Below are 21,503 nucleotides of genomic sequence, written 5' to 3'. Positions count from 1 at the left end.
CCTGTTTGGTCATTCTTTTAGACATACAAAATACTCCCTTCATAATAGGTGAGAATTTTTATTATTTCTCTGTCTACTATAAAGGGAGCATATCATTCATAGACTGTCTTTTTTACAAATATTTAACGTTTATAGCTCAAATCTTCACCATTTGTTTCAATAACCTTTTTATACCAATCAAAGGAATCTTTCTTAGATCGCTTCATTGATCCGTTTCCTTCGTTGTCACGGTCCACATGAATCATACCATAACGCTTCTTCATTTCACCTGTTGTGAAAGAAACAATATCAATGATTCCCCATGGCGTATACCCCATTAATTCTACTCCATCGTAATTAACAGCCTCTTCTAACGCCGCGATATGGGAACGTAAATAACTGATACGTGCCTCATCATGGATAGAACCATCTTCTTCAATATGGTCAATAGCACCAAAGCCATTTTCGACAATAAACATTGGTAATTGATAACGGTCATAGAAGCGGTTCAAGGTGTATCGCAAACCAGTCGGGTCAATCGCCCAGCCCCAGTCACTGGATTTGATATATGGGTTTTCGACACCATGCGGCAAGCCGCCATTTGTCACATCAGAAGCATCACTGGCCACTTCACCACTTTTTACAGTAGTAGACATATAATAACTAAAGCCTAGATAATCTACGATACCTTTGCGCAGAATCTCATCATCGCCATCTTCCATTACAATGTTGTAACCTTTACGTTCAAATTCTTTTAACGCATAGCTTGGATAGTAGCCGCGTACTTGTACATCTGGGAAGAAGTAACGATCACGCATATACTCCTCTGACAGCATCACATCTTCTGGATTAGAAGAGTAAGGATAAATTGGCACATGGGAGACCATGTTTCCTATTTGAAGATCCGGTTTCATCTCTTTTCCTTTGATAACTGCTAAGGCACTAGCTACTAATTCATGGTGAGCGGTTTGATACATTACTTCTTTAGCGTCTTCCCCTTCTTCTACTAGTACACCAGAATTGGTCCACAAGAAGAGTGGATTACGAACATCCATCTTATTATTGATTTCATTAAATGTCATCCAGTATTTCACTTTATCTTTATAGCGATCAAAACAAACTTCAGCAAATTTAACAAAACAATCTACAACCTTACGGCTGCGAAAACCGCCATACTCGCGTGCCAAATGTAACGGCATTTCAAAGTGTGACAGCGTAATGACTGGTTCAATACCATGTTTCAACAACTCATCGAAGACATTGTCATAGAATTGAAGACCTTCCTCATTTGGTTCTGTTTCATCACCTTTAGGAAAAATACGGCTCCAGCCGATCGATGTTCTTAGGCATTTTAAACCCATTTCCGCAAATAACGCAATATCTTCTTTATAGCGGTGATAGAAATCAATTGCTTCATGGTTTGGATAAAACTCATCCGGTTCAATTGTATCTGTGATTCTTCTTGCCACACCATGCGCACCTGCCGTCAGCACATCTACCACACTAGGTCCTTTACCGCCGGCATTCCAGCCACCCTCAAATTGGTGGGCAGCTAAGGCACCGCCCCATAAGAAATCTTTCGGTAATTTACTCATATTTGACATCCTCCTTTGATTTAACACGGCACTACCCGTTTGTAAGTTTTCTTCACCTTACTTGACCATCGTAAATAGTTTCTCGCCTGCTTTGCTATCACTGATTTCTTCAAACGCTACTTCTTCAAATCCCGCCATATCCGTTACAATAATTGGTGTGACAGTTTGCAGTCCATGTTCTATAATCAGTTCTCGGTTAAATTCTAATAACACGTCACCTTGTTTCACTGCTTGACCGTCCGTTACCTTCACATCAAAAGGTTCACCTTTTAGGCCGACAGTATCTAAGCCAACATGGATTAATAATTCTAAACCAGTGTCTGTACGCAAACCAATTGCATGTTTCGTCTGAGCAATCATTACCACAGTACTGTCTGCTGGTGCATATAAGATATTTTCGGTTGGATCAATGGCAATCCCTTTCCCCATCGCCCCTGAACTAAATACTTCATCAGCCACATCTGCAAGCGGAACAACTTTACCGGTTAATGGTGACTTGATCTCTTCTTCATTTACAACAGCTGTTTCTGTTGCTTGTGCAGCTTCTTCCGTACCAGTTTCACCTTGTTCAGCTGCTAATTCCTTACTGCCTTGCTTTGCTGTATCTTCTCCATAACCAAAAATTTGAACAAGAATAATCGGTAAAACAATCGCAATCGCAGAACCAATCAATACACCCCAAATAGAGGAAGGATAGTCTGTCATATTAATGGCATTTACTGTTGTAATCGCACTAGGTAAACCAGCGTATGCGAAATAAAATGGGCTAAAGAAACTGGCCGTAATCGCACCGATCGCACCTGATATACATCCATAAATAAATGGTTTCTTAAACCGGAGCGTAACACCGTAGATAGCCGGTTCGGTAATACCAAAGATACCGGTGATCCCAGCTGATGCACTAACCTTACGTGTTTCACTGTTCTTCGCCTTAATAAGCACACCGAATACAGCACCTACTTGGGCAATAACGGCAATCGTTTGATAGGCTTGGAAGGAATCCATGCCATACTGTTCAAAGTTGGCAAGAACCATTGGTGTAACCCCCCAATGGACACCAAAGATAACTAGCACTTGCCAGAACCCGCCAATAATAGCTCCCGCTAATGCCGGGAAAACTTCGGCCAAATAATTATAGCCATTAGCAATTCCGTTTGCACCCCATGTTGTGATTGGTCCAATCAGTAATAATACTAGCGGCACCATAATGAGGATACTGAAAAACGGTACAAATAATGGACGAACTACCTCATGAATTTTCTTATTCAAAAATTTCTCTACATAAGATAAGATCCACACTAGGAATAATGGTGGCAGCACTGATGATGTGTAAGTTGTTTCTGATAAGGCAATACCTAAGAATGTGAAGGTTTCGCCATCAGCAATTCGTTCTGCTATTGCTGTCCAATCCGGTGTTACCAATGCTGCTGTAGCAGCAACGGCAATATAAGTGTTAACTTTAAAATGTTTAGACGCCGTAATCGCGATGAATATCGGCAAGAAGGTAAACGGTGCCCAAGACATAAAGTTTAATACTTCAAATGTTCCTGTTTGTTCAAAAGCTGGAAAAGCCAATTTAATCAAAATCAGTATACCTTGCAAAATACCGGCAGCAGCTAAGATATAAACAAACGGCGCAAAAACCGCAGACATCGTTGCAATCACACGATTTAAAATAGTTCCTTTATTGTCACTTTCTTGGTCAGAAGCATCTACATTTACATTACTGATAAAGGCTTCATACACTTCACCAACATGCTGGCCAATTACGACTTGGAATTGACCACTATTCTCTACTACTGTAATAACACCAGGAAGGCTGGAAACTTTCTCTTTTGCCTTTGGATCTGTATTTTTCAACACAAGACGCAAACGTGTGGCACATCTCGTGGCATTTTCAATATTATCTTCTCCGCCAACTGCCTCCAAAATGTCATCAGCTAGTTTGTTATAATCCCTCACTTTACTTGCCATTTGTTCGTTCTCCCTTCAGGATTTTATACCTACATTATAATTGTATAGGTATAATTAGTCAATGCCTATATAATATTATTGTATTCAATTAATTTTGTAACTAAACAAGGAAATATGGTATACTTTGAGTCAGATAAGAACAGAATGAGAGGTATGAGTCATGCTTAAGTATCAGCAAGTAGCCAATCAAATTGAACTTTATATTGAACAGCATCAGCTACAGCAAGGTACCAAACTGCCTGTATTAGAATCATTGATGGATGAATTTTCTGCCAGCAAAAGCACGATTATCAAGGCATTAGATCTGTTGGAGAAAAAAGGGCTTATCTTTCAAGTTCGGGGGAGCGGGATCTTTGTTAGAAGAAAAAGCCGGATGGGGTATATCAACTTACTATCCAATCAAGGTTTTAAAAAAGATCTTGAAGAGTTCGACATTACATCAGAGATGCTCCAGCTAGACGTCGTAAAACCAACACAAGAAGTGGCAGACAATTTGCAGATTGACTATGATCAAGGTGTCTATTATGTCAAACGGATTCGTTATATTAACGGTCAGACATTGTGTGTAGAAGAATCTTACTATGATAAATCTGTGGTCACTTATTTAAATAAACAAATTGTGACAGAATCTATCTTCCATTATGTAACGGAGGGGTTAGGGCTAAATATTGGTTTTTCAGAAATGTATATCAAGACGGGAAAATTAACGGAAGAAGAAGCCAATTATTTGCACTTGAAGCAAGGTGATCCCAAGCTCGTTATGGAGAGCATCTTTTTTCTGTCAAATGGCAAGCCGTTTGATTTTTCGAAGGTCACTTATAATTATGAGCAGTCACAATTCTTTTTATTGGGTAGCGGAATATAATCAAATCTTGCCCCATATACGAAAAAGACAGCTCCCATCCTCGTTAAGATGGAAACTGTCTTTCGTCATTTCACCCTTATAATAATGGATATTATTTCACTTTTTCCAAAGATGGAGCTCGTACTGAGAATTGCTTACTCTTTTTTCCATCTAAGTAAAGGGCTTCTTTTATAATGAACAATAGAAACACTTATTCGTTCTCGCTCCTTTTGTTTGCCAAATCACTCGATTATGTGTGTGTATTCTATTATCTATCTAAATAACATCATTATATAATGGGGCACCAGGTCCGATGGGAATGATCTTTAACCGGTCGGTTTCTTTTACAAAAATACTTTTATATTCTTGTTCGCCATCTGTTGACTTAAAAATTATCACTCGTTTACTTTGGTTGTCTTCCACAATCTCTTGTTCTAACCTATCCAGATCAATATGCTCAGCTAATGTTTCATATTCAGGAAAATCCTGAGAAACTTCACTTGACTGCTGATCTGATTCTTCGTCAGGAGACTCTTTTGCCACTTCATTAGAGTCCATTATCTCCTGATCTGTTGATGTCTCTTGCTCTGTTCCTGTAGATGCCACATGTTCTACTGAAACTTCCTTTGCTGCCTGTTCTGTTTGATCGCTTGCCCCACCCCCCGCCAAAATAGCAGCTAATGTGGTTACTGTGATAAAATATTTCATCTGAATTTCCCCTTTCTTCTATTTCTATTTGTTATATTACCCTGCTTCTCTAACATTCCGCTGAGAAGAAAATGAGAATTTGATGAGATTGTGGAAACCTAACAATACTTAAACAATCATCCCATCATTTATATCTCTATGCAAACATAACAAAACCACCCTCTATCTTTATAAAGACAAGGATGGAAATGAACAAAGTGCAATCACCGAGCCAGAGTTTCCTGACTCTATATTTATTTATTTCTTTTGATCTTGTTCTGTTCGGGACGCCTTGACAACTTTCCATGACTCATTTAAATACTTGACTAATCGATACGGCTTTGTCACTACTCTAGCAGGAAAATGAATCAGGAAATCCCCTTTTCCCTCTTTTAATTCGCGGCGAATTTGTCCAGGCTTTGATACAGCTTTATAATATGATTCTTTCAAGAATTCTTTCTTTACATCAAGACGCAATTTCACCACATGATGACACTGCTCGCATTCAATCTTACTAATCTTCTCGTTAAGATAACTAATTTGATGCAAAGTATGGTCCATGCATTGTGTACAGAACAATTCTGTTTCCATTTCAGAACGCTTCATACTAAATAAGCCTCCTCTATTATTGGCACCGTTGATATTTATTCCGGTGCATCCGTCCGTAATTCCTCCACTTTAAGGCTTTGAAATTCCCAAAAGTGCAGTAGAGGGATAGCAGACGCTAATACCCCGAGAAGTGTCAGCGAGGGATGAGAAAACCCAAGTTGATAGCAGTCTCGCTTTATTTTTTATCTATCTATATTATACAACAAAACACGTGATAATATAATAATGAAAGAAAAACTCTCTTCTACTAACCATAAGATTGGAAGCAACTATACGCAGCAGTAATGTTGTGACCATCCACCGGGACAAGAAACAAGGGACAAAACCATAAAACTGGCCCGCCCCCGACTCTTTTCTCACAAACGAACGCTTATCTGAACCGTTTGCTTTCCTTTTAACATCCGAACCTAACAGTCTTTCATCTCAGATTCATGGATAAATAATATTAATTATGAATCCCTTTACCCAGCCATGAGGCACCGGCCTCATAAATAGATTCTGAAACAGATGGATGGGCATGGATCATCGTAGCTAATTCATCCACAGTCCCTTCCAGATGAATAAAGGCAGCTGGCTCGCCAATCATTTCTGTTACATGTGGACCAACTAATGTGGCACCTAGTATTTCCCCATATTTCGGATCAGCTAATAATTTTACAAAACCGCTGCTCTCCGCAGAAGCAAGTGCTTTGCCATTACTGCTCAAGTTCACGGTTTCTGCTTTATACTGCATCCCCTTCTCCTTTAATTGTTGTTCAGACAACCCAACACTAGCTATTTCAGGATTGGTATAAACACAACGTGGTACTGTCCGGTAATCAATCTTCTGCTTCTCTCCAGCAATATGACCTGCTGCAATCAATCCCTCTGCACTAGACACATGCGCCAGCTGATAGCCTCCTATAACATCACCAATCGCATAGATAGATGGAACATTTGTCTGCATATAGTCGTTCACATCGATAAAGCCCTTATTCATGGAAAGATGGAGTTTCTCAACCGCAGCAGTATTTGGTTTTCTTCCAACCGATAATAACACTGCCTCAGCAGACAGTTTCTCAAGTTCCCCATTGGCTTGTTTGATCGTCGTCATTATCTTTTGACTATTATTTGTAAACTGAGTTACCTGTGCACTGGTATAAATCTTAACTCCTTTTGCCACCAGCTCTTTTGCTAAATGCTTAGATACTTCTGGATCTTCTGTAGTAATGATACGATCAAACATCTCAATAACTTTGACATCTACACCTAGACTGGCAAAAATACAAGCAAATTCTACTCCAATAATTCCTCCACCAACAATGACGATCGAATCAGGAATTTCTTGCAAATCAAAAATAGTATCACTCGTATAATACTCAATCGAATCTATACCTTCTATTGGCGGAACAACTGGTGTAGAGCCTGTCGCAATTATAATATGTTCTGCCTCGATTGTTTGTTCTTCCTGTTCAGAGCGTACTGTAATAATTGTTTCAGAAACTACCTCACCCACACCGTGCAGCACATCAATTTTTCCCTTTTTCATTAAGAACTCTATTCCGTTCCTTAATTGTTGCGTGACGCCATTCTTCCGTTCCATCATCTTCGCAAAGGAAAAAGTTAATTCCCCTGTTTCAATGCCCCATTCACGTGCCGCTTTGATATTCTCAATTACTTCTGCATGTCTTAGTAATGTCTTAGAAGGAATACACCCCCTATTCAGACAAGTACCGCCGAGAAAATCTGCCTCAATGATTGCTACTTTTTTGCCGGATTTGCTCGCTCGAATAGCAGATACATAACCACCAGGACCACTTCCAATAATCGCTATATCATATTTCTTCACTATAATCGACCCCTTAGACTAATAATTCAAATGGTTGTTCTAATACAGATTTCAAGTCGGTAATAAAGGCAGCTGCTGGCGCACCATTAATGATACGGTGATCAAACGATAGACTCAATCCCATCATAGGACGCAATTGTATGTCGCCATATACTCCTACAGGCTTCTCATTAATACGTCCTACCCCTAAAATGGCTGATTCCGGCTGATTAATAATTGGATTAAAGGTATCTACTGCATACATACCTAGATTACTGATCGTAAACGTCCCGCCAGACATAGAGGCTGGTTTTAACTGACCTTCACGCGCTTGCTTAGCAAGTGTCTTACTATCTGCTGTTAAAGCGGCTAAACCTTTCTGATCTGCCTGATGAATCACAGGTACGAGCAGACCATTATCAACAGCAACAGCTAAGCCAATATTGATTTGGTCATGGAAAACAATTTCATTACCCTCTAAAGAGGCATTAATGATCGGATGCTTTCCTAATGTATGTGCTACGGCCTTTACAATGATTTCGGTAAAGGAGACACGATATCCCGTTTGTTTTTCAATAATAGGTAAGAGCGATTGACGCATAGCGATCACTTCTGACATATCTATTTCTGTATGGATCGTAACATGTGGCACAGTTTGGGCACTCTCTTGCATACGTTGAGCTACTACTTTGGCGATTCCTTCCAGCTTGACTCGTTTTGTCTCTGTCGTTTCAAGTGTTTCTGTTTGTCCAGTCTCCAAATCTTTTCTATATATTTTCCCATGTGGTCCTGAACCTTCTATCGAAGTTAGTTCAAGCCCTTGATCATTCGCTATTTTCTTTGCAAGCGGTGTCGCTTTAGGTGTCTGTTGTTTGGCTTTTTCTACATCAGTGGCATGTATTCGTCCAGATGGACCAGAGCCAGTTATCACAGTTAAATCCATATCTGCCTCACTTGCCAATCTGCGAGCAGCTGGCGTAGCCCGTACTTTTTGCCCTGCCTCCACTGATTTGACTGGCATTTCGTCCTGCTCAACAATCTCCTCTTGCTGAGATTCGGAAGTGCCAGCAGTTGATGGATCTGCATCTGCGTCACCTGGCGGTGTATCTGGGACTTGCTCACCGGATTCGCCAATATATCCTATTACATGATTCACCGGCACTTCGGCATCTTCTTGATAATAGCGCTTTAATAAAATGCCTTCTTCATAAGCTTCCACTTCAATATTGATTTTGTCAGTCATAATTTCAAATAACGCCTCACCTACTTCAACCGCATCTCCTTCTTCTTTAAACCATTGAAGCAGGGTTCCAACTTCCATCGTACTGCTCAATTTCGGCATAAAAATTGCTTTAGCCAATTAACTCTCCTCCTTTCCTGTAAACCTCATTAGCCTATTTTTTTATTTAATGTCTCTTTGACTGCTTTGATAATATCCTCTGTTTGAGGTACGGCTGCTTTCTCTAGTTCTGGATTATACGGAATTGGAACTTCCTTTCCACCCAGACGTTTGATCGGTGCATCCAAATAATCGAATGCTTCACTCTCTGCTATAGAACTGGCAATCTCTCCGCCATAACCACCGCGCTTAACTGCCTCATGAACAACAATTAAACGGCTCGTCTTTTTCACAGACGAAATAATAGTCTCTAAATCTAACGGTACCAGTGTACGCGGATCAATTACTTCAACCTCAATTCCTTCTTCTGCTAATTTTCCGGCTGCTTCTAAGGCTTTATGCACCATAATGGCTGTTGCCACAATCGTTACATCTGTTCCCTCTCGTTTCACATCTGCTTTCCCTAATGGGATAGAATAAGGTTCTTCAGGAACCTCCCCTTTCGTTTTATACAGTAATTTATGTTCATAAAAAATAACGGGGTTATTATCTTCAATAGCTGCTTTAAGCAAGCCTTTAACATCATAGGCCGTGGCTGGCTGAACCACCTTCAGGCCGGGGACATGTGCTACCCATGCCTCTAAGCTTTGCGAATGCTGTGCAGCTGCCCCTGTTCCAGATCCTGATGGAGTGCGCAATACCATTGGCACTTGTGCCTTACCGCCATACATATAGCGTAATTTAGCTGCCTGATTGACAATTTGATCCATCGCAATCGTAATAAAATCAGAAAATTGCAATTCCAAAATAGGCCTCATTCCGGTTAATGCACTGCCGATGGCTGCTCCTGCAATACCTGATTCAGAAATAGGTGTATTACGTATCCGCTCTGGGCCAAATTCCTCAATCATTCCTCTTGTTACCCCAAAGGCACCACCATAAACTCCTATATCTTCACCTAAGATAAAGACATCATTATCTTCCTGCATCACTTGTGTCATTGCTTCTCTAACTGCTTCTAAATAAGTTATTTCGCGCATCTGTAATCCTCCCTATCGTCATCGATTCCATATCTACAACCCTCGCTTCAAACAGTAAGAAAAGCTTAGAACAAAATTGAATCGAGAGTCACCACCTATTTTTTCACTATTTATCAGCCAGCAGGGCCAAAACTTCCAGCTGATCAAAATCTGTCTTTATGCATAAATATCTTCCATTAATGTATCCAAACTTGGTTCAGGACTGTTCTTCGCATATTCCACTGAATCTTCGATCTCCCGCTTTGCTTCATCGCGCAGTTGACGGGCTTTCGCCTCCGTTAAAATCCCTTCTGCTATTAACTGTTCTTTTAATCTTGCGATAGGGTCTTTGTCACGCCATTCTTTCTCTTCTTCACGTGTTCGATATTTTTTGGCGTCACTCTTGGAATGACCTTTCCAGCGATAGGTTTTAGCTTCAATCAATGTAGGACCATTTCCACCACGCGCATGTTTAACGGCTTCATCCACCGTATTCATCACTTCCATGATATCGTTTCCATCAATTGATAAACCGGGAATACCATAAGAGGATGCTCTATCAGCTATATGTTCAATATTCACCATCTCTTTGACAGATCCTGACATACCATATTGATTATTCTCACAGATAAACACGACTGGCAAATTCCATACAGACGCCAAGTTAACCGCTTCATGAAAACTTCCTTCATTGGAGGCACCATCACCAAAGAAACAAAGTACCACATATCCTTTATTTTTCATGTTGGAAGTAAGAGCAGCCCCTACAGCTAGCGGGATACCTCCGCCAACAATTCCATTAGCTCCTAAGTTGCCTTTATCTACATCAGCAATATGCATGGAACCTCCCTTGCCTTTACAATAACCAGTTGTACGGCCAAAGAGCTCTGCCATCATTCCATTTACTTCTGCTCCCTTTGCAATACAATGTCCATGACCACGATGGGTGCTGGTAATCATATCTCGTTCTTCCAAGACTGCACATGCACCTGCAGCAGAGGCTTCTTGCCCAACCGCCAGGTGAGTAGTACCATGGATCATTCCTTTAGCAAAGAATTCATCTACTTTCTCTTCAAAAAAACGAATCGACCACATTTGTTTGTACAGCATGACTAATTTCTCTTCTGTTATCATCTCTGGGACCTTTAAATTCACTATTTTTCAGCCTCCTATTTACATTTGTTCTTATATGTTACCTTTGTAAGTAGTGTATAATCTTTTGGTTGCTACGTCAAGTTAATTCTTATGATCACTTGAAACTTCTTGAATAATTTTTGATCTATAGTACACTTAACCTTAGAAGATTTTTATCATAATCATTTGTAATAGGATAGTTTATTTGAAAGGATGGGAAAATTGCTGAGTTGGGAAGAAAGACGTTCATTAGTGAAGATAGCTAACCTTTATTATAGTGATGGCTGGACGCAGGAACAGATTGCTAAGAAGCTTGGCGTGTCAAGACCTGTCATCTCCAAATCATTGCAGAAAGCACGCGAACACAAGATTATTGAAATTTTCATTAAAGATGAAACAGTACATACCGTCAACTTAGAAAAAAAACTGGAAGATAGGTTTGGATTAGAAGACGTTGTTGTCGTACCTATCTCTGGACAGACACCAGATATAGTGAAACGATCTGTTGCACAAGCAGGTGCATACTACCTCTCAAAGAATATTAAACACGCTACCAAGATTGGGATTTCATGGGGGACGACTATGTCTGCCCTTGTTCAGGAATACCCATACGAAATGAAGGAGAATGTCACGATTTTCCCCTTAGAAGGAGGTATGGGCCGAAAACAAGTGGAAATCCACTCGAATCAATTAGCTTATGAACTAGCCAAAAAGGTAGGCGGAACGTGTTCTTACCTCTATGCGCCCGCAATGACGGAAACAACTGAATTACGTGAACGCTTAATGAAAATGAATGATATCAAAGAAGTCCTGCAAGAGGCTACTACAGTTGATATTGCCCTAGTCGGAATGTCTAATCCTTATGTCCAGTCAACATTAGAGGAGATCGGCTACTTAAACCAGAATGACTTGGAACAGCTTCGTCAATTAGGGATTGTCGGGGATATGGGATTTCGTTTCTTTGACCGTAACGGCAATCATGTGGATAGTTCTTTCCATAAAAAAGTAATTGGCATTTCACTGGAACAATTACGCAATATAAAAAAGGTAATTGGCGTAGTGTCTGGCTCACACAAGGCAGAAAGTGTCTTGGCAGCCCTGCAGGGTGATTATATTAATGTATTAGTGCTGGATGAACAGACAGCTACTGAATTGCTGCATGACAGCGACTGAATTTAGGAATAGATTGGATACTGGGGATAGTGGATCATAAAGTCTCTTCAGCAATTATAGGGATAAAGGTGAAAAGTACTTTGATGTTAATGCTGTCCTATTTCCCCGGATAGAATGCTTAAAGGAAGTAATCTGAAAATAAATCGGGGTTACCTGATCCTTATTTTTATGTTCATTCTTACTGCGTCAAAAAGGGACTGTTGCACAATGGAAATTATATGGTGCAACAGTCCCTCCTTTTAAGTGAATGACTTATTCTTTTCAAATAGTCAAGCCGTCAAAATAACCATTCCTGTTAACCCCTCTATGCCTACCCGACCTCTTCAAGTTCCAAAGTGGACTTTTCATCAAATGTTGAGAATAGTCTTAGCTGTTGAGGTTTTAAGAAGTTGTTCTTTTAAATCGGCTTCAGCAGCTAGAATCATAGTATGAACAGGTTGGAATAACCTTGGTATTAAAAGGCGGCTTATGTGGGCTTGAAAAGATAAGATGACCCTGGCATCTTATTGTAGATAGCTAAAAAAAGTTGTCTTATGTTCGTTCCCATCACTAGCAATAATCAAAAGAATTGCCCATCATACAAAAAAAGCTGTTACAATATGCAGCAACAGCTTTTTTTGATTAATGCTTCTGTACGAATACGATATTATTTACTTTCAAACTTAATTATCTTGCCTTCTTCCAAGATTGGCAGGGTGGCACCCTCTACTTCTAAATTACCTGGAAGATCTGTACCATCATCTTCAAATTTAATGGTACAATGTCCAAGGGCATGCAGTGTTTCATTCACTTTATTTCCTACTTTTTTAACAGTATATACTTGTTCACCCAAATACACTTTATCCCCGACATGTACCTCTCCATGCCAATTATTTTCTTGATGTACAGCAGCTATATCTTTTAACTCGGCAGGTACATTCTCGTGGAATATAATCAACATTCCTGCCTCCAACATTTCTTGACAGCTTGCCCCGATTTCAACTATTTTTGATTGATAAATTACAGACATGTGTGCCCACTCCCTTATTTGTTTCCATTATAGTGTGTGTTCAAAAAGGACGATAAAAAAGATCAAGAAGTTCAAGGCGGCGTAGTCTTTGAACAAACGATCTTGCACGCCGGAAAGGAGATCTTCTTTTCCAAGGAACGGAACGTATGCTTTTAATACGTGAGTAGCGGACTTGCACAGGAAGTGTTGACTTCTGCGTTACCCACACGATGTGGGTGATCTTAGTAGAAGTTCCTCTACTGCCAACTCCGACATTCGATGTGTCATTTTTATTGGGCTTTTTGAACAACCTCTTATATAAAGTATCCTTTTACGAATATAAGCCAAAACTACATATATAAGCAATTACTACAGCAATCGGTCCCGTAAATTGACGGGAAATAAGCACAGCAGGCACCCCTACCTCAATTGTCTCAGGTTTCGCTTCTCCCAAGGTCAGTCCTACTGGAACAAAGTCACATCCAGCTTGCGGATTGATGGCAAATAATGCGGGCAATGCTAAACTAGGCGGAATATTTCCCCGGCCAATCTCTACCCCAACTAAGACACCAACAACCTGAGAAATAACGGCTCCTGGTCCTAAAACTGGAGATAAGATAGGAATAGCACAAATGATAGATACAATCAGCAATCCGACAATATTGCCTGCTAATGGAGAAATGACATTCGCAATTAAATCACCAATTCCAGTATAAGTGATAATACCGATCAAACAACTGACAAACGCCATAAACGGCAGAATATTCTTAATAACTTGTTCCACAGTTTCCCGGCCAGCCTGATAAAAGATATTGACAACGCCACCCATGAAACGGCCGATCCGCTCTAGGATATTTGCCTTCTTCTTTGTCTTGCCTTGATTCATTTCTGCAACTTTTTGCCGTGCTTCTGTTTTCAGCTCTTGAGCTGATTTCCCTTCTGTCGCTGTTGCAGCAGTACTTGTTGGGGCTTCGCCTTCTGCAAATTCAATATTTTTTTCTTTTACCCCCGAAACAAAATTATGTTCCTTGATAAATTGCATAAGCGGACCAGATGGTGGTGTAGCAGTTAAATTAATCGTTAATACATTCATCTTCGGATAAACACCGCACCTTGCTGTTCCTCCGCAGTCAATAACAGCACAAACCATCTCGTCATTCTCTACCTTTGATGTAAAACCATCAATCGCTGTTGCACCAGTCATCTCAGCAATCTTCTCCGCTACAGGGTGAATTCCTCCACCTGTTACAGAAACAACATATTTCTTCTTATCTGTTGGATGAATCACTAATGGACCGCCCCAGCCATTTGGACCTTTTGATACTTTTACCGCTTTATATTCACTCATCCTGTTTCACCTCCTAATTGTTGTGCTTACGCATTCGCTTCACGACGTTTAATCATGCGCTTCGTTATATATTCTGTAACAAGCCCTCGAAGTAAAATAACAATGATACCCACTAAGAAAAATCGCATAGCCAAAGGGCCTAACGATAATCCTAACTCTGTAATACCGGCTGCCACTCCCATATAAACAAATAATTCTGCTGGATTGGCATGTGGGAATAATCCGGTAATCGGATGAACAAAGGATACCGCTGAATCATAGAATGCCGGCTTCTGTTCTTCAGGTAAGAATTTCCCAAATGTATAAGCCATTGGATTAGTCAAGAAAAACACAGCTAATACAGGGAAAATAGAATAACGTAACACACTAAATTTGGTAGTCTTTTGCGCTAACTTAAAAATTCGTTCCTCACCAACCATTCTAATAACAGCGTTTACAAAGGTAATCAACACGAGTAACGTTGGAACAATACCAGTAAACAACCCCATAAAGGTTTCTCCGCCTTCATTGAACATCCCAATAAAACCTTCTGCCAATTTTACTAAAAAGTCCATTAATTACGCCTCCTTATGCTCTAGTAAATTCTTTTCCATTTGTGCTTGAATATTCTCGATGGCTGCTTTTATCGAAAGCGAAACATCGTCGAACTGATTTGGTTCAATATCTTGGATATACCTGTCCTTTAATTCATGAAACTCTGTAAACTTAGCAAATACGGTGACCCCTTTCATCACTTTGCTGTCGATGATTTTCCCTGACTCATCCGCAACGATAATCACTACATTGCCAATTCCTAATTTTCGTTTCATAGAACCAGTCCCCAAGTATCCCGAGGATCTATCACTCATTTTCCTTACTGTTTTCTGATAATGCTTAACCTGTCCCCATGACAAATATAATTGCAGTATCCAAATCCCAACAAAAACAGCAATCAACACACCCCACATTTTACCGTCTCCCTTTCTCCATTATTTTGAACATTCCAGTAATGAACGCTGGACTGGCATGCTTCCTAGGCGACAGATGATTAAGATGATGATAAATCAATGATTTGAGCGGCTGTTTCTTCATCTGTAATGAGAACATCGACTAATTTCCCTTTTAAGGCTGCATGAATAGCGGTTACCTTCTCTGCTCCGCCAGCTACTCCGATTACGGAAGGTATTTGCTTTAATTTATCGAGATTTAATGAGATAACCCGTTTATTCCATTCATGATTAGCAGTATGTCCATGTTCATTGATAAAGTTATAGCAGATATCGCCAATCGCATCCCCGAAATCGCCTTCCTCTTGATCAAAATAGGTTTTTACCATCGTTGAATGCGCTGGGGAGCCACCAATACCTACGATGGCAATATCTGCCCGACTTCCCATATCAAAAATCTTGCGTATCTCCGATTGATTGATAATAATCTCTTTTGCTTCACTCGAATCCACCATTACCGGAGCATGTAGCAACCGATAGCCTGTACTTAAATTCATAGCAAACTGAGCGACAATATGATTAGAATGAATATCCATCCGTTCGTTGCCAGAGCCGCCGACAAGCGGGACAAAAAGCACCTCCGGAAACTTACGATTTGATTCTGTCAGCTTGACTACTTCATTAAGTGTAGTACCAGAAGACACTCCAATGATTTCCTTCCCCTTAATTAAACGCAGCAAATACTTGCTGGTTGCCGCACCCAGCTTCTGCTTTAATATGTCGCTATCCACCGAAGGAATAATAATTACTTCCCGTAACCCGTATTGCTTCTCCAGTGTATCCTCCATCTCCATAAAAGGATGGCTGTCCTGATCATTTATCGTAATTTCTACTATCCCAAGTTCTCTCGCCTTTGTGAGATATTTAGAAATTAACGATCTGCTTACACCAAATACCTTAGCAATTTCAGATTGAGTGGCCTCTTCTTCATAATAAAGTTTTGCTATTTTAGCTAATAAACGTCTATCTTCTAAACTTGCCATCATGATCATCCTATATTATAGTTTGTTATATTTATTCCTTACCTTGTGTCGGAAACAAATGATCTTGCAGTGAACGTAATTTCCAAACCGTGGTTGTTGGATCTAGTTCTATATCATCTTCTGTTAAAAATTGGCCTTCCTTAATGTGCCTTTTGGCTACGACATTCCCGCTAATCAAACCGATTGGGATATGACCATTTTGTTCCATCTCTTGATGTGTTTCCAATACTCCTCTCACACAATACCCTCCAATACCATCCAATCGCTCTCCTGCTGCGATATCTTTTTTGGCAACAGTAACTGTTTCGGAAATTGGCGCTCCTAGGGGATGAATCGATGTTTCATGGTTCATCACTGCATTAGCAATTGTTATAGGTGTTTCTAAACTTGCTAAGTGATACGGCCGATAGAGTGTATAATGATTCCCATGACTTTGGTCCACTTTCAATAAGTAGCGTAATTCTTCATCCACAGGCTCTAATTCACTCTTTACAATAACGAATACACCTGGCGCCAAACCATTCACATAGTCTACAACCCCTAATTGATTCAAGACACCCCCATTTTCTTTCAAGTTCAATTTATCTGCCACATTGTCCAAGTTGGCGTCTATTCCATGCATGCCTACTTTGTCTGGAATCAAACCAATAGCATTGCTTAAAAGATTCATTTCGGCCATTGTCTTTGTGCCATCTTGGAAGGCCGCCAGCATATGAGCACTCATCTTCTTCTGTTTTGCTTCTGCTGCACAGGTATCAGGGTTAGCTGTTGGGATTAGTGGATTGTTTTTCCCTTTACCTGCCACCACTACTTCTAATCCCATCGTTTTTGCAAAGTCATATAATTCTACAATAGCTGCTGGTTCATCTCCCGCCGAACCGGTATAAACTAAACCTGCTGAATCAAACAAAGAGTGCATAGCTGAACCGATTGTAATATCTACTTCCACATTAAGCAGCACGAGATGTTTTTTGGACCGCAAGGCTTCTAAGGAAATATTTGCCCCAACCTCAGGAACTCCTGTTGCGTCTACGATCACCTCTACCAAATCAGATTGAATAACTTCACGATAATCAGAAGACACTACCGTCTTCACAGCATTTTTTTCTACAGATTGATAAAAATCCCTTGCCCGTTCTGCATTATCTTTATTCACATCACAAATTCCTCCTACTACCATACCGGGAATACGTGAAATTTGAGCAATCAGACCATACCCCATTTGACCCGCACCGATAATTCCTACTTTGATTGGTGCATGTTCTTTTTCCCTTACTAATAATTGGCGATAAACAGACATATTAAAATCCTCCTAGATTGATATATTTTGATACTTTTTGCTTCAATCAGCGACTTGTAACATTTGTTACGGGTTTTATCATTTGTTAACGTTTGTCGATATTATATAAATTAAGCGTTTTCAAGTCAAGCTTTTTTTAAAATTTATTTCCTACATGAAATAAGCCAATTTAAAAAAACGATTGATCATGCAGCTTTGATTCTTTTCTCATGTTTGAAGATCATTTAAATATTTTTTTCTTTCCATCTCATCAGAAAAAACACCTCTCTTGCATTTGCGGAAAGGGGTTTCTACTGCTTTTTGATCGATGGTTTTTATTTTTATTGGCATCAATAGTTATTGTGATTTACTTCACATTTATTCGTGGCAAAGATGGGACTAAATGATATCCTTAAGGACAGACTCCAATCATTCTTATGTTAAAGCAGCGTTGGTGCGAACCATAAAAAAATCTCTCTGGCAGACAGTTTGCCAAACCAAAGAGAGTTTCTGTTAAATACGTGTTAAGAAATATGTGCAATCACTTGATCGATCACACCATCCGTTCCAACCCCTGTGATAAACGGCACACCATCAATCGTAGGAATATCTGTTTCAAGTTTGTTAACACCTACGAGTACGATGACATCTGGATTCACCTCTTCTACATTTGTTTCATAAATATTCTCGGCTACAATTTCTGCCGTTACACCCTTAGCAGCCAATCCTGATTGCAATATATCGACAACCTTATTCATTTTATTCTGCGAAGTACCTGTAGCTACTAATACCTTAGCCATGCTTATCTCTCCCTTTATCTTAAGTTAAATATGTTCTTCCGCCATCTATTAACATAACCTGTGCTTGCATATAACGCGAAGCCTCGCTCGCTAAAAAATTAATCGCATTTGTTGTATCCTCTAATGTACCTAGTTGTTTAATGGGAATTTTTTGCCGCAGTTCTTCTCTGGCTTCTTCTGTGGGGTACAGCACATCCAGCATTTCTGTTGCAATCACCCTGGGTGCCACAAGATTGATATGAATACCCTGATCACTAAATTGATCAGCAACAGCCCGCATCAAACCAAATGCGCCGCCCTTGGAAGTTGCATAATGGATACCTCCACCCGAACCGGTGATTGCAGAACCTGATCCAACAATTACAATATTTCCACCGCCATTTCTGATCATTTCTGGTATTACTGCTTTTAAACTATAAAATAAACCCGTCAGATTAACATCCAGAGTAAAACACCACTGCTTATATGTGATATCCTCCAGTCGCTGCTGTGAGGTCACCCCTGCTGAAACGATCAAGATATCAATTCGACCATACATGTCAATGGTCTTTGCCGCTACCTTCTCTGTATCTGTCCATGAGGTCACATTTTGCTGGATAAAGGTTGCTGAATACCCCTGAGCTTGCCATTGTTCCATTAATTGCTTGCCAACAGCTTCATTAATATCTGTGAAAACCACTTTATCTCCTTTTTTTAAGCGATCCTCTGCTGCCGCCTTTCCAATTCCAGCCGCACCGCCGACAATCAATACTACCGATGGTTCTGCCACCATACACCTTCCCTCCTGTCATGATAATGTTTCTCCATTGTCAAAGGTAATTACTTGTCCATTTAAGAAACTGGCTGGATTATAACACATTTGGTATATCATCTGACTCACTTGCTGTACCCCATTTGTTTCCTTCCAGCACCTAGGTGATACACTAATGACATTTGAGCGAATCTGCCGTTCGCTACATTCTCTTGACAAGCTTTTGCTAAATGACTCTAAAGCACTTTTATGACTGGCATAATTAACAGCACCCGATTCACCACTGACTGCCATGGTAGAGGATAAATGAATACACTGTCCTCGCTCAGAAAGATAGGGAACTAACGCCTTCACCAACAAAAAAGGAAAGTGCAAATTGATCAGCAAAGACTCTTGCCACTGAACTAACGACGTCTCTAACAGAGATTTATCTGTCACTTGTTCTAAGTTATTAACCATTGCTTCTAGTCTCACATCATGCTGGTCTAGCCAAGCAGCAATCGAAGCCGCCTCATCCTCCAGCAAATCAAATGTAAGCAATGATTCCTGCCGTTGACCTGACTTATATTGGCATAACTTTCCCTGCCCTTTTAACCGATCAGTAAACTCAAGCATATAAACACTTTGAAACGATTGGGTAAGGGCTTCCGCTATACAATGATTGGCATCAAATAATAATATGTTCATTAGATTACCTGCTTTCATCTGGAACAATCAATACTTTTAGTACCTCTTTGGTTGTATCATGTGCTAGTTCAATCGCTTCTCCTAATCTAGATAATGGGAAGCGATGTGTCACCATCTTCTCCATATCAATCACACCTTTTTTTAATAATTCTAAAGCAGTTGTATAGTTATAAGGTGTAGAAGAGTAAGCACCAACAATAGAAATCTCATCTTCAAAAAAGCGATAGGCAGGAATAGTTGTGTCCATTTTGGCAAATGGGGCAAAGACTAACACCGTACCTCCACGGGCCACACAATGCATTGCTTGCTCTAATAAATGGCTGACTCCTGCTGAAATAATCACAATGTCTGCTCCGTGACCATTTGTCAGTTCAGCTACCTTTTCCAATACATCTGTTTCATTTGCATGAATAGTGTGGCTGGCTCCTACTTCCTTTGCCTTCTCCAATCGATAAGGATTAACATCACTGACTATTACCTGATCTGCTAAAAAATGATTAGCCAGCTGCACTTGGAGACAGCCGATTTGTCCAGAGCCGAGGATTAATACCTGATCACCAGGTTTCATCGAGATAAGATCAAACCCATGTAAACAACAGGCCAATGGTTCAACCATCGCCCCTGCCTCGTCACTTATATCATCCGGTAATTTACCCATTGTATGTTTTACATGTAATGCCGGCACACGAATATACTCAGAGAAACCGCCTGGATCGACATTGGTTGCTTTGAACTGAGGACAAAGTGAATAATGTCCCCGCTTACAATACGTGCAGGTAAAACAAGGCACATGATGAGCCACAAATATCCGATCTCCCACATGAAATTCGGTAACACCAGCACCTACCTCAATAATTTCTCCTGCAATCTCATGACCTAATGTAATTGGCGGTTGGACGGTTTTGTCAATGGCCTTATGAATATCTGTGCCGCAGAGCCCACACACATTCATCTTAATTAAGACTTCTCCTTCTTCTATCACAAATTTTTCCATAGGTTCCATTTCAAAGTGCCCTCTATCATAATAGACGCTTTTTTTCATTTTCTCCTTCACCTCTTTACACTAGAGACTTTCCTTTCTACGAAACTTTTTTCCTTTAGATTTTCAAACAAACCTTCATATTCTTCTATATCACTGGAAACCCAATAACGGCCGCCAACTATTTTATTTGTTCCCAAGCGGATATACAGCTTTCCCACCTTATCATACACCCTTAGTTGAACAAATGATAAATCTTTCCAATAGAATGTATGTGTAACAAAAAAGGCATGTACGACGATTTTTTCATCATCTAATTTAATCCAGCTTGGTGTATGGATGCCTATGATACTAAAAAATAATAAAATCGCACTTCCATACACTAATAATTGAGCAAATGCTGGCTGCTCACCAGAAAGTAATAAATATATACCCCAGATGAACAGCCCAGCCATAACCAATACAGGCAGAAGAACTGTCATTATAAATGAAGTGGTATCATATTGATAATGCTTCATCATACACACCTGCTTTCTTTTTTT

At 40.0% G+C, this 21,503-nt stretch carries 21 protein-coding genes; 2 read left to right on the top strand and 19 right to left on the bottom strand.

The window, feature by feature from the left end:
• Nucleotides 1-122 precede the first annotated feature (122 nt).
• Together bglA and JOD18_RS06315 are read right to left on the bottom strand one after the other, a co-directional pair.
• Entirely contained in the window at nucleotides 123-1,574 is a 1,452-nt protein-coding gene (gene bglA / locus JOD18_RS06320; protein ID WP_204668087.1) for a 6-phospho-beta-glucosidase BglA, read from the bottom strand.
• A gap of 57 nt (nucleotides 1,575-1,631) precedes the next feature.
• Nucleotides 1,632-3,548 (bottom strand): beta-glucoside-specific PTS transporter subunit IIABC, encoded by a 1,917-nt coding sequence (locus JOD18_RS06315; RefSeq protein WP_204668086.1) that lies wholly within the window; start codon nucleotides 3,546-3,548, stop codon nucleotides 1,632-1,634.
• A 160-nt stretch (nucleotides 3,549-3,708) separates the two neighbouring features.
• Between JOD18_RS06315 and JOD18_RS06310 the strand changes: the two genes are divergently transcribed.
• Complete coding sequence (locus tag JOD18_RS06310; protein WP_204668085.1) at nucleotides 3,709-4,413, top strand: GntR family transcriptional regulator; 705 nt, start codon at nucleotides 3,709-3,711, stop codon at nucleotides 4,411-4,413.
• A 255-nt stretch (nucleotides 4,414-4,668) separates the two neighbouring features.
• On the opposite strand, the gene JOD18_RS06305 is transcribed toward JOD18_RS06310, so the two are convergent.
• The 6 genes from JOD18_RS06305 to JOD18_RS06280 all read right to left on the bottom strand — a co-directional run bounded on the left by JOD18_RS06305 (nucleotide 4,669) and on the right by JOD18_RS06280 (nucleotide 10,987).
• Complete coding sequence (locus JOD18_RS06305) at nucleotides 4,669-5,100, bottom strand: hypothetical protein (RefSeq protein ID WP_204668084.1); 432 nt, start codon at nucleotides 5,098-5,100, stop codon at nucleotides 4,669-4,671.
• A gap of 237 nt (nucleotides 5,101-5,337) precedes the next feature.
• Nucleotides 5,338-5,685 (bottom strand): bh protein, encoded by a 348-nt coding sequence (locus tag JOD18_RS06300; protein WP_204668083.1) that lies wholly within the window; start codon nucleotides 5,683-5,685, stop codon nucleotides 5,338-5,340.
• Between the two features lie 448 nt (nucleotides 5,686-6,133).
• A complete protein-coding gene (gene lpdA / locus JOD18_RS06295; RefSeq protein ID WP_420827783.1) occupies nucleotides 6,134-7,516 on the bottom strand; it encodes a dihydrolipoyl dehydrogenase in 1,383 nt (460 codons plus the stop codon).
• A gap of 13 nt (nucleotides 7,517-7,529) precedes the next feature.
• Entirely contained in the window at nucleotides 7,530-8,855 is a 1,326-nt protein-coding gene (locus JOD18_RS06290) for a dihydrolipoamide acetyltransferase family protein (protein ID WP_204668082.1), read from the bottom strand.
• A gap of 29 nt (nucleotides 8,856-8,884) precedes the next feature.
• Nucleotides 8,885-9,874 (bottom strand): alpha-ketoacid dehydrogenase subunit beta, encoded by a 990-nt coding sequence (locus JOD18_RS06285; RefSeq protein ID WP_204668081.1) that lies wholly within the window; start codon nucleotides 9,872-9,874, stop codon nucleotides 8,885-8,887.
• Between the two features lie 156 nt (nucleotides 9,875-10,030).
• The gene (locus tag JOD18_RS06280; protein WP_204668104.1) at nucleotides 10,031-10,987 is read right to left on the bottom strand and encodes a thiamine pyrophosphate-dependent dehydrogenase E1 component subunit alpha; all 957 of its coding nucleotides are present in this window, start codon (nucleotides 10,985-10,987) and stop codon (nucleotides 10,031-10,033) included.
• Between the two features lie 222 nt (nucleotides 10,988-11,209).
• Between JOD18_RS06280 and JOD18_RS06275 the strand changes: the two genes are divergently transcribed.
• On the top strand, nucleotides 11,210-12,160 hold the full coding sequence (locus tag JOD18_RS06275; RefSeq protein WP_204668080.1) for a sugar-binding transcriptional regulator: 951 nt from the start codon (nucleotides 11,210-11,212) through the stop codon (nucleotides 12,158-12,160).
• 646 nt (nucleotides 12,161-12,806) lie between these two features.
• Here JOD18_RS06275 and JOD18_RS06270 read toward each other — a convergent pair.
• The 11 genes from JOD18_RS06270 to JOD18_RS06220 form a co-directional block, all read right to left on the bottom strand.
• On the bottom strand, nucleotides 12,807-13,169 hold the full coding sequence (locus JOD18_RS06270) for a PTS glucitol/sorbitol transporter subunit IIA (RefSeq protein ID WP_204668079.1): 363 nt from the start codon (nucleotides 13,167-13,169) through the stop codon (nucleotides 12,807-12,809).
• A gap of 310 nt (nucleotides 13,170-13,479) precedes the next feature.
• Nucleotides 13,480-14,496 (bottom strand): PTS glucitol/sorbitol transporter subunit IIB, encoded by a 1,017-nt coding sequence (gene srlE / locus JOD18_RS06265; protein WP_204668078.1) that lies wholly within the window; start codon nucleotides 14,494-14,496, stop codon nucleotides 13,480-13,482.
• Nucleotides 14,497-14,522: 26 nt separating this feature from the next.
• Nucleotides 14,523-15,050 carry a PTS glucitol/sorbitol transporter subunit IIC gene (gene srlA, locus JOD18_RS06260; protein ID WP_204668077.1) on the bottom strand — a complete coding sequence of 176 codons (528 nt, stop codon included), beginning with the start codon at nucleotides 15,048-15,050 and terminating at the stop codon, nucleotides 14,523-14,525.
• A gap of 3 nt (nucleotides 15,051-15,053) precedes the next feature.
• Nucleotides 15,054-15,443 carry a transcriptional regulator GutM gene (locus tag JOD18_RS06255; RefSeq protein WP_204668076.1) on the bottom strand — a complete coding sequence of 130 codons (390 nt, stop codon included), beginning with the start codon at nucleotides 15,441-15,443 and terminating at the stop codon, nucleotides 15,054-15,056.
• Nucleotides 15,444-15,523: 80 nt separating this feature from the next.
• Complete coding sequence (locus JOD18_RS06250) at nucleotides 15,524-16,465, bottom strand: sugar-binding transcriptional regulator (protein ID WP_204668075.1); 942 nt, start codon at nucleotides 16,463-16,465, stop codon at nucleotides 15,524-15,526.
• Between the two features lie 31 nt (nucleotides 16,466-16,496).
• Nucleotides 16,497-17,765 carry an NAD(P)H-dependent oxidoreductase gene (locus JOD18_RS06245; RefSeq protein WP_204668074.1) on the bottom strand — a complete coding sequence of 423 codons (1,269 nt, stop codon included), beginning with the start codon at nucleotides 17,763-17,765 and terminating at the stop codon, nucleotides 16,497-16,499.
• A gap of 503 nt (nucleotides 17,766-18,268) precedes the next feature.
• Nucleotides 18,269-18,544, bottom strand: coding sequence for a PTS sugar transporter subunit IIB (locus JOD18_RS06240; protein ID WP_204668073.1), 276 nt, complete (start codon nucleotides 18,542-18,544; stop codon nucleotides 18,269-18,271).
• A 19-nt stretch (nucleotides 18,545-18,563) separates the two neighbouring features.
• A complete protein-coding gene (locus JOD18_RS06235) occupies nucleotides 18,564-19,316 on the bottom strand; it encodes an SDR family NAD(P)-dependent oxidoreductase (RefSeq protein ID WP_204668072.1) in 753 nt (250 codons plus the stop codon).
• 15 nt (nucleotides 19,317-19,331) lie between these two features.
• A complete protein-coding gene (locus JOD18_RS06230; RefSeq protein WP_204668071.1) occupies nucleotides 19,332-19,982 on the bottom strand; it encodes an SDR family oxidoreductase in 651 nt (216 codons plus the stop codon).
• Between the two features lie 4 nt (nucleotides 19,983-19,986).
• The gene (locus JOD18_RS06225; protein WP_204668070.1) at nucleotides 19,987-21,024 is read right to left on the bottom strand and encodes an alcohol dehydrogenase catalytic domain-containing protein; all 1,038 of its coding nucleotides are present in this window, start codon (nucleotides 21,022-21,024) and stop codon (nucleotides 19,987-19,989) included.
• An 8-nt stretch (nucleotides 21,025-21,032) separates the two neighbouring features.
• Nucleotides 21,033-21,482: a hypothetical protein gene (locus JOD18_RS06220; protein ID WP_204668069.1), complete on the bottom strand. Its 450-nt coding sequence runs from the start codon at nucleotides 21,480-21,482 to the stop codon at nucleotides 21,033-21,035.
• Nucleotides 21,483-21,503 lie beyond the last annotated feature (21 nt).

The organism is Gracilibacillus alcaliphilus, assembly GCF_016909015.1.
In the GTDB taxonomy this organism is placed as follows: domain Bacteria; phylum Bacillota; class Bacilli; order Bacillales; family Amphibacillaceae; genus Gracilibacillus; species Gracilibacillus alcaliphilus.
Note: the sequence above shows the minus strand (reverse complement) of the source record. Positions and strands in the feature narration are given on the sequence as shown.

Excerpts from the sequence above, each read along its gene's own strand:
- JOD18_RS06235 (WP_204668072.1), bottom strand. The coding sequence starts at position 19,316 with ATGGTGGCAGAACCATCGGTAGTATTGATTGTCGGCGGTGCGGCTGGA.
- JOD18_RS06310 (WP_204668085.1), top strand. The coding sequence starts at position 3,709 with ATGCTTAAGTATCAGCAAGTAGCCAATCAAATTGAACTTTATATTGAA.
- srlE (WP_204668078.1), bottom strand. The coding sequence starts at position 14,496 with ATGAGTGAATATAAAGCGGTAAAAGTATCAAAAGGTCCAAATGGCTGG.
- JOD18_RS06270 (WP_204668079.1), bottom strand. The coding sequence starts at position 13,169 with ATGTCTGTAATTTATCAATCAAAAATAGTTGAAATCGGGGCAAGCTGT.
- JOD18_RS06285 (WP_204668081.1), bottom strand. The coding sequence starts at position 9,874 with ATGCGCGAAATAACTTATTTAGAAGCAGTTAGAGAAGCAATGACACAA.
- srlA (WP_204668077.1), bottom strand. The coding sequence starts at position 15,050 with ATGGACTTTTTAGTAAAATTGGCAGAAGGTTTTATTGGGATGTTCAAT.
- JOD18_RS06315 (WP_204668086.1), bottom strand. The coding sequence starts at position 3,548 with ATGGCAAGTAAAGTGAGGGATTATAACAAACTAGCTGATGACATTTTG.
- bglA (WP_204668087.1), bottom strand. The coding sequence starts at position 1,574 with ATGAGTAAATTACCGAAAGATTTCTTATGGGGCGGTGCCTTAGCTGCC.
- JOD18_RS06220 (WP_204668069.1), bottom strand. The coding sequence starts at position 21,482 with ATGATGAAGCATTATCAATATGATACCACTTCATTTATAATGACAGTT.
- JOD18_RS06230 (WP_204668071.1), bottom strand. The coding sequence starts at position 19,982 with ATGAACATATTATTATTTGATGCCAATCATTGTATAGCGGAAGCCCTT.
- JOD18_RS06305 (WP_204668084.1), bottom strand. The coding sequence starts at position 5,100 with ATGAAATATTTTATCACAGTAACCACATTAGCTGCTATTTTGGCGGGG.
- JOD18_RS06300 (WP_204668083.1), bottom strand. The coding sequence starts at position 5,685 with ATGAAGCGTTCTGAAATGGAAACAGAATTGTTCTGTACACAATGCATG.
- JOD18_RS06280 (WP_204668104.1), bottom strand. The coding sequence starts at position 10,987 with ATGATAACAGAAGAGAAATTAGTCATGCTGTACAAACAAATGTGGTCG.
- JOD18_RS06255 (WP_204668076.1), bottom strand. The coding sequence starts at position 15,443 with ATGTGGGGTGTGTTGATTGCTGTTTTTGTTGGGATTTGGATACTGCAA.
- JOD18_RS06250 (WP_204668075.1), bottom strand. The coding sequence starts at position 16,465 with ATGGCAAGTTTAGAAGATAGACGTTTATTAGCTAAAATAGCAAAACTT.
- JOD18_RS06240 (WP_204668073.1), bottom strand. The coding sequence starts at position 18,544 with ATGGCTAAGGTATTAGTAGCTACAGGTACTTCGCAGAATAAAATGAAT.
- JOD18_RS06225 (WP_204668070.1), bottom strand. The coding sequence starts at position 21,024 with ATGAAAAAAAGCGTCTATTATGATAGAGGGCACTTTGAAATGGAACCT.
- JOD18_RS06245 (WP_204668074.1), bottom strand. The coding sequence starts at position 17,765 with ATGTCTGTTTATCGCCAATTATTAGTAAGGGAAAAAGAACATGCACCA.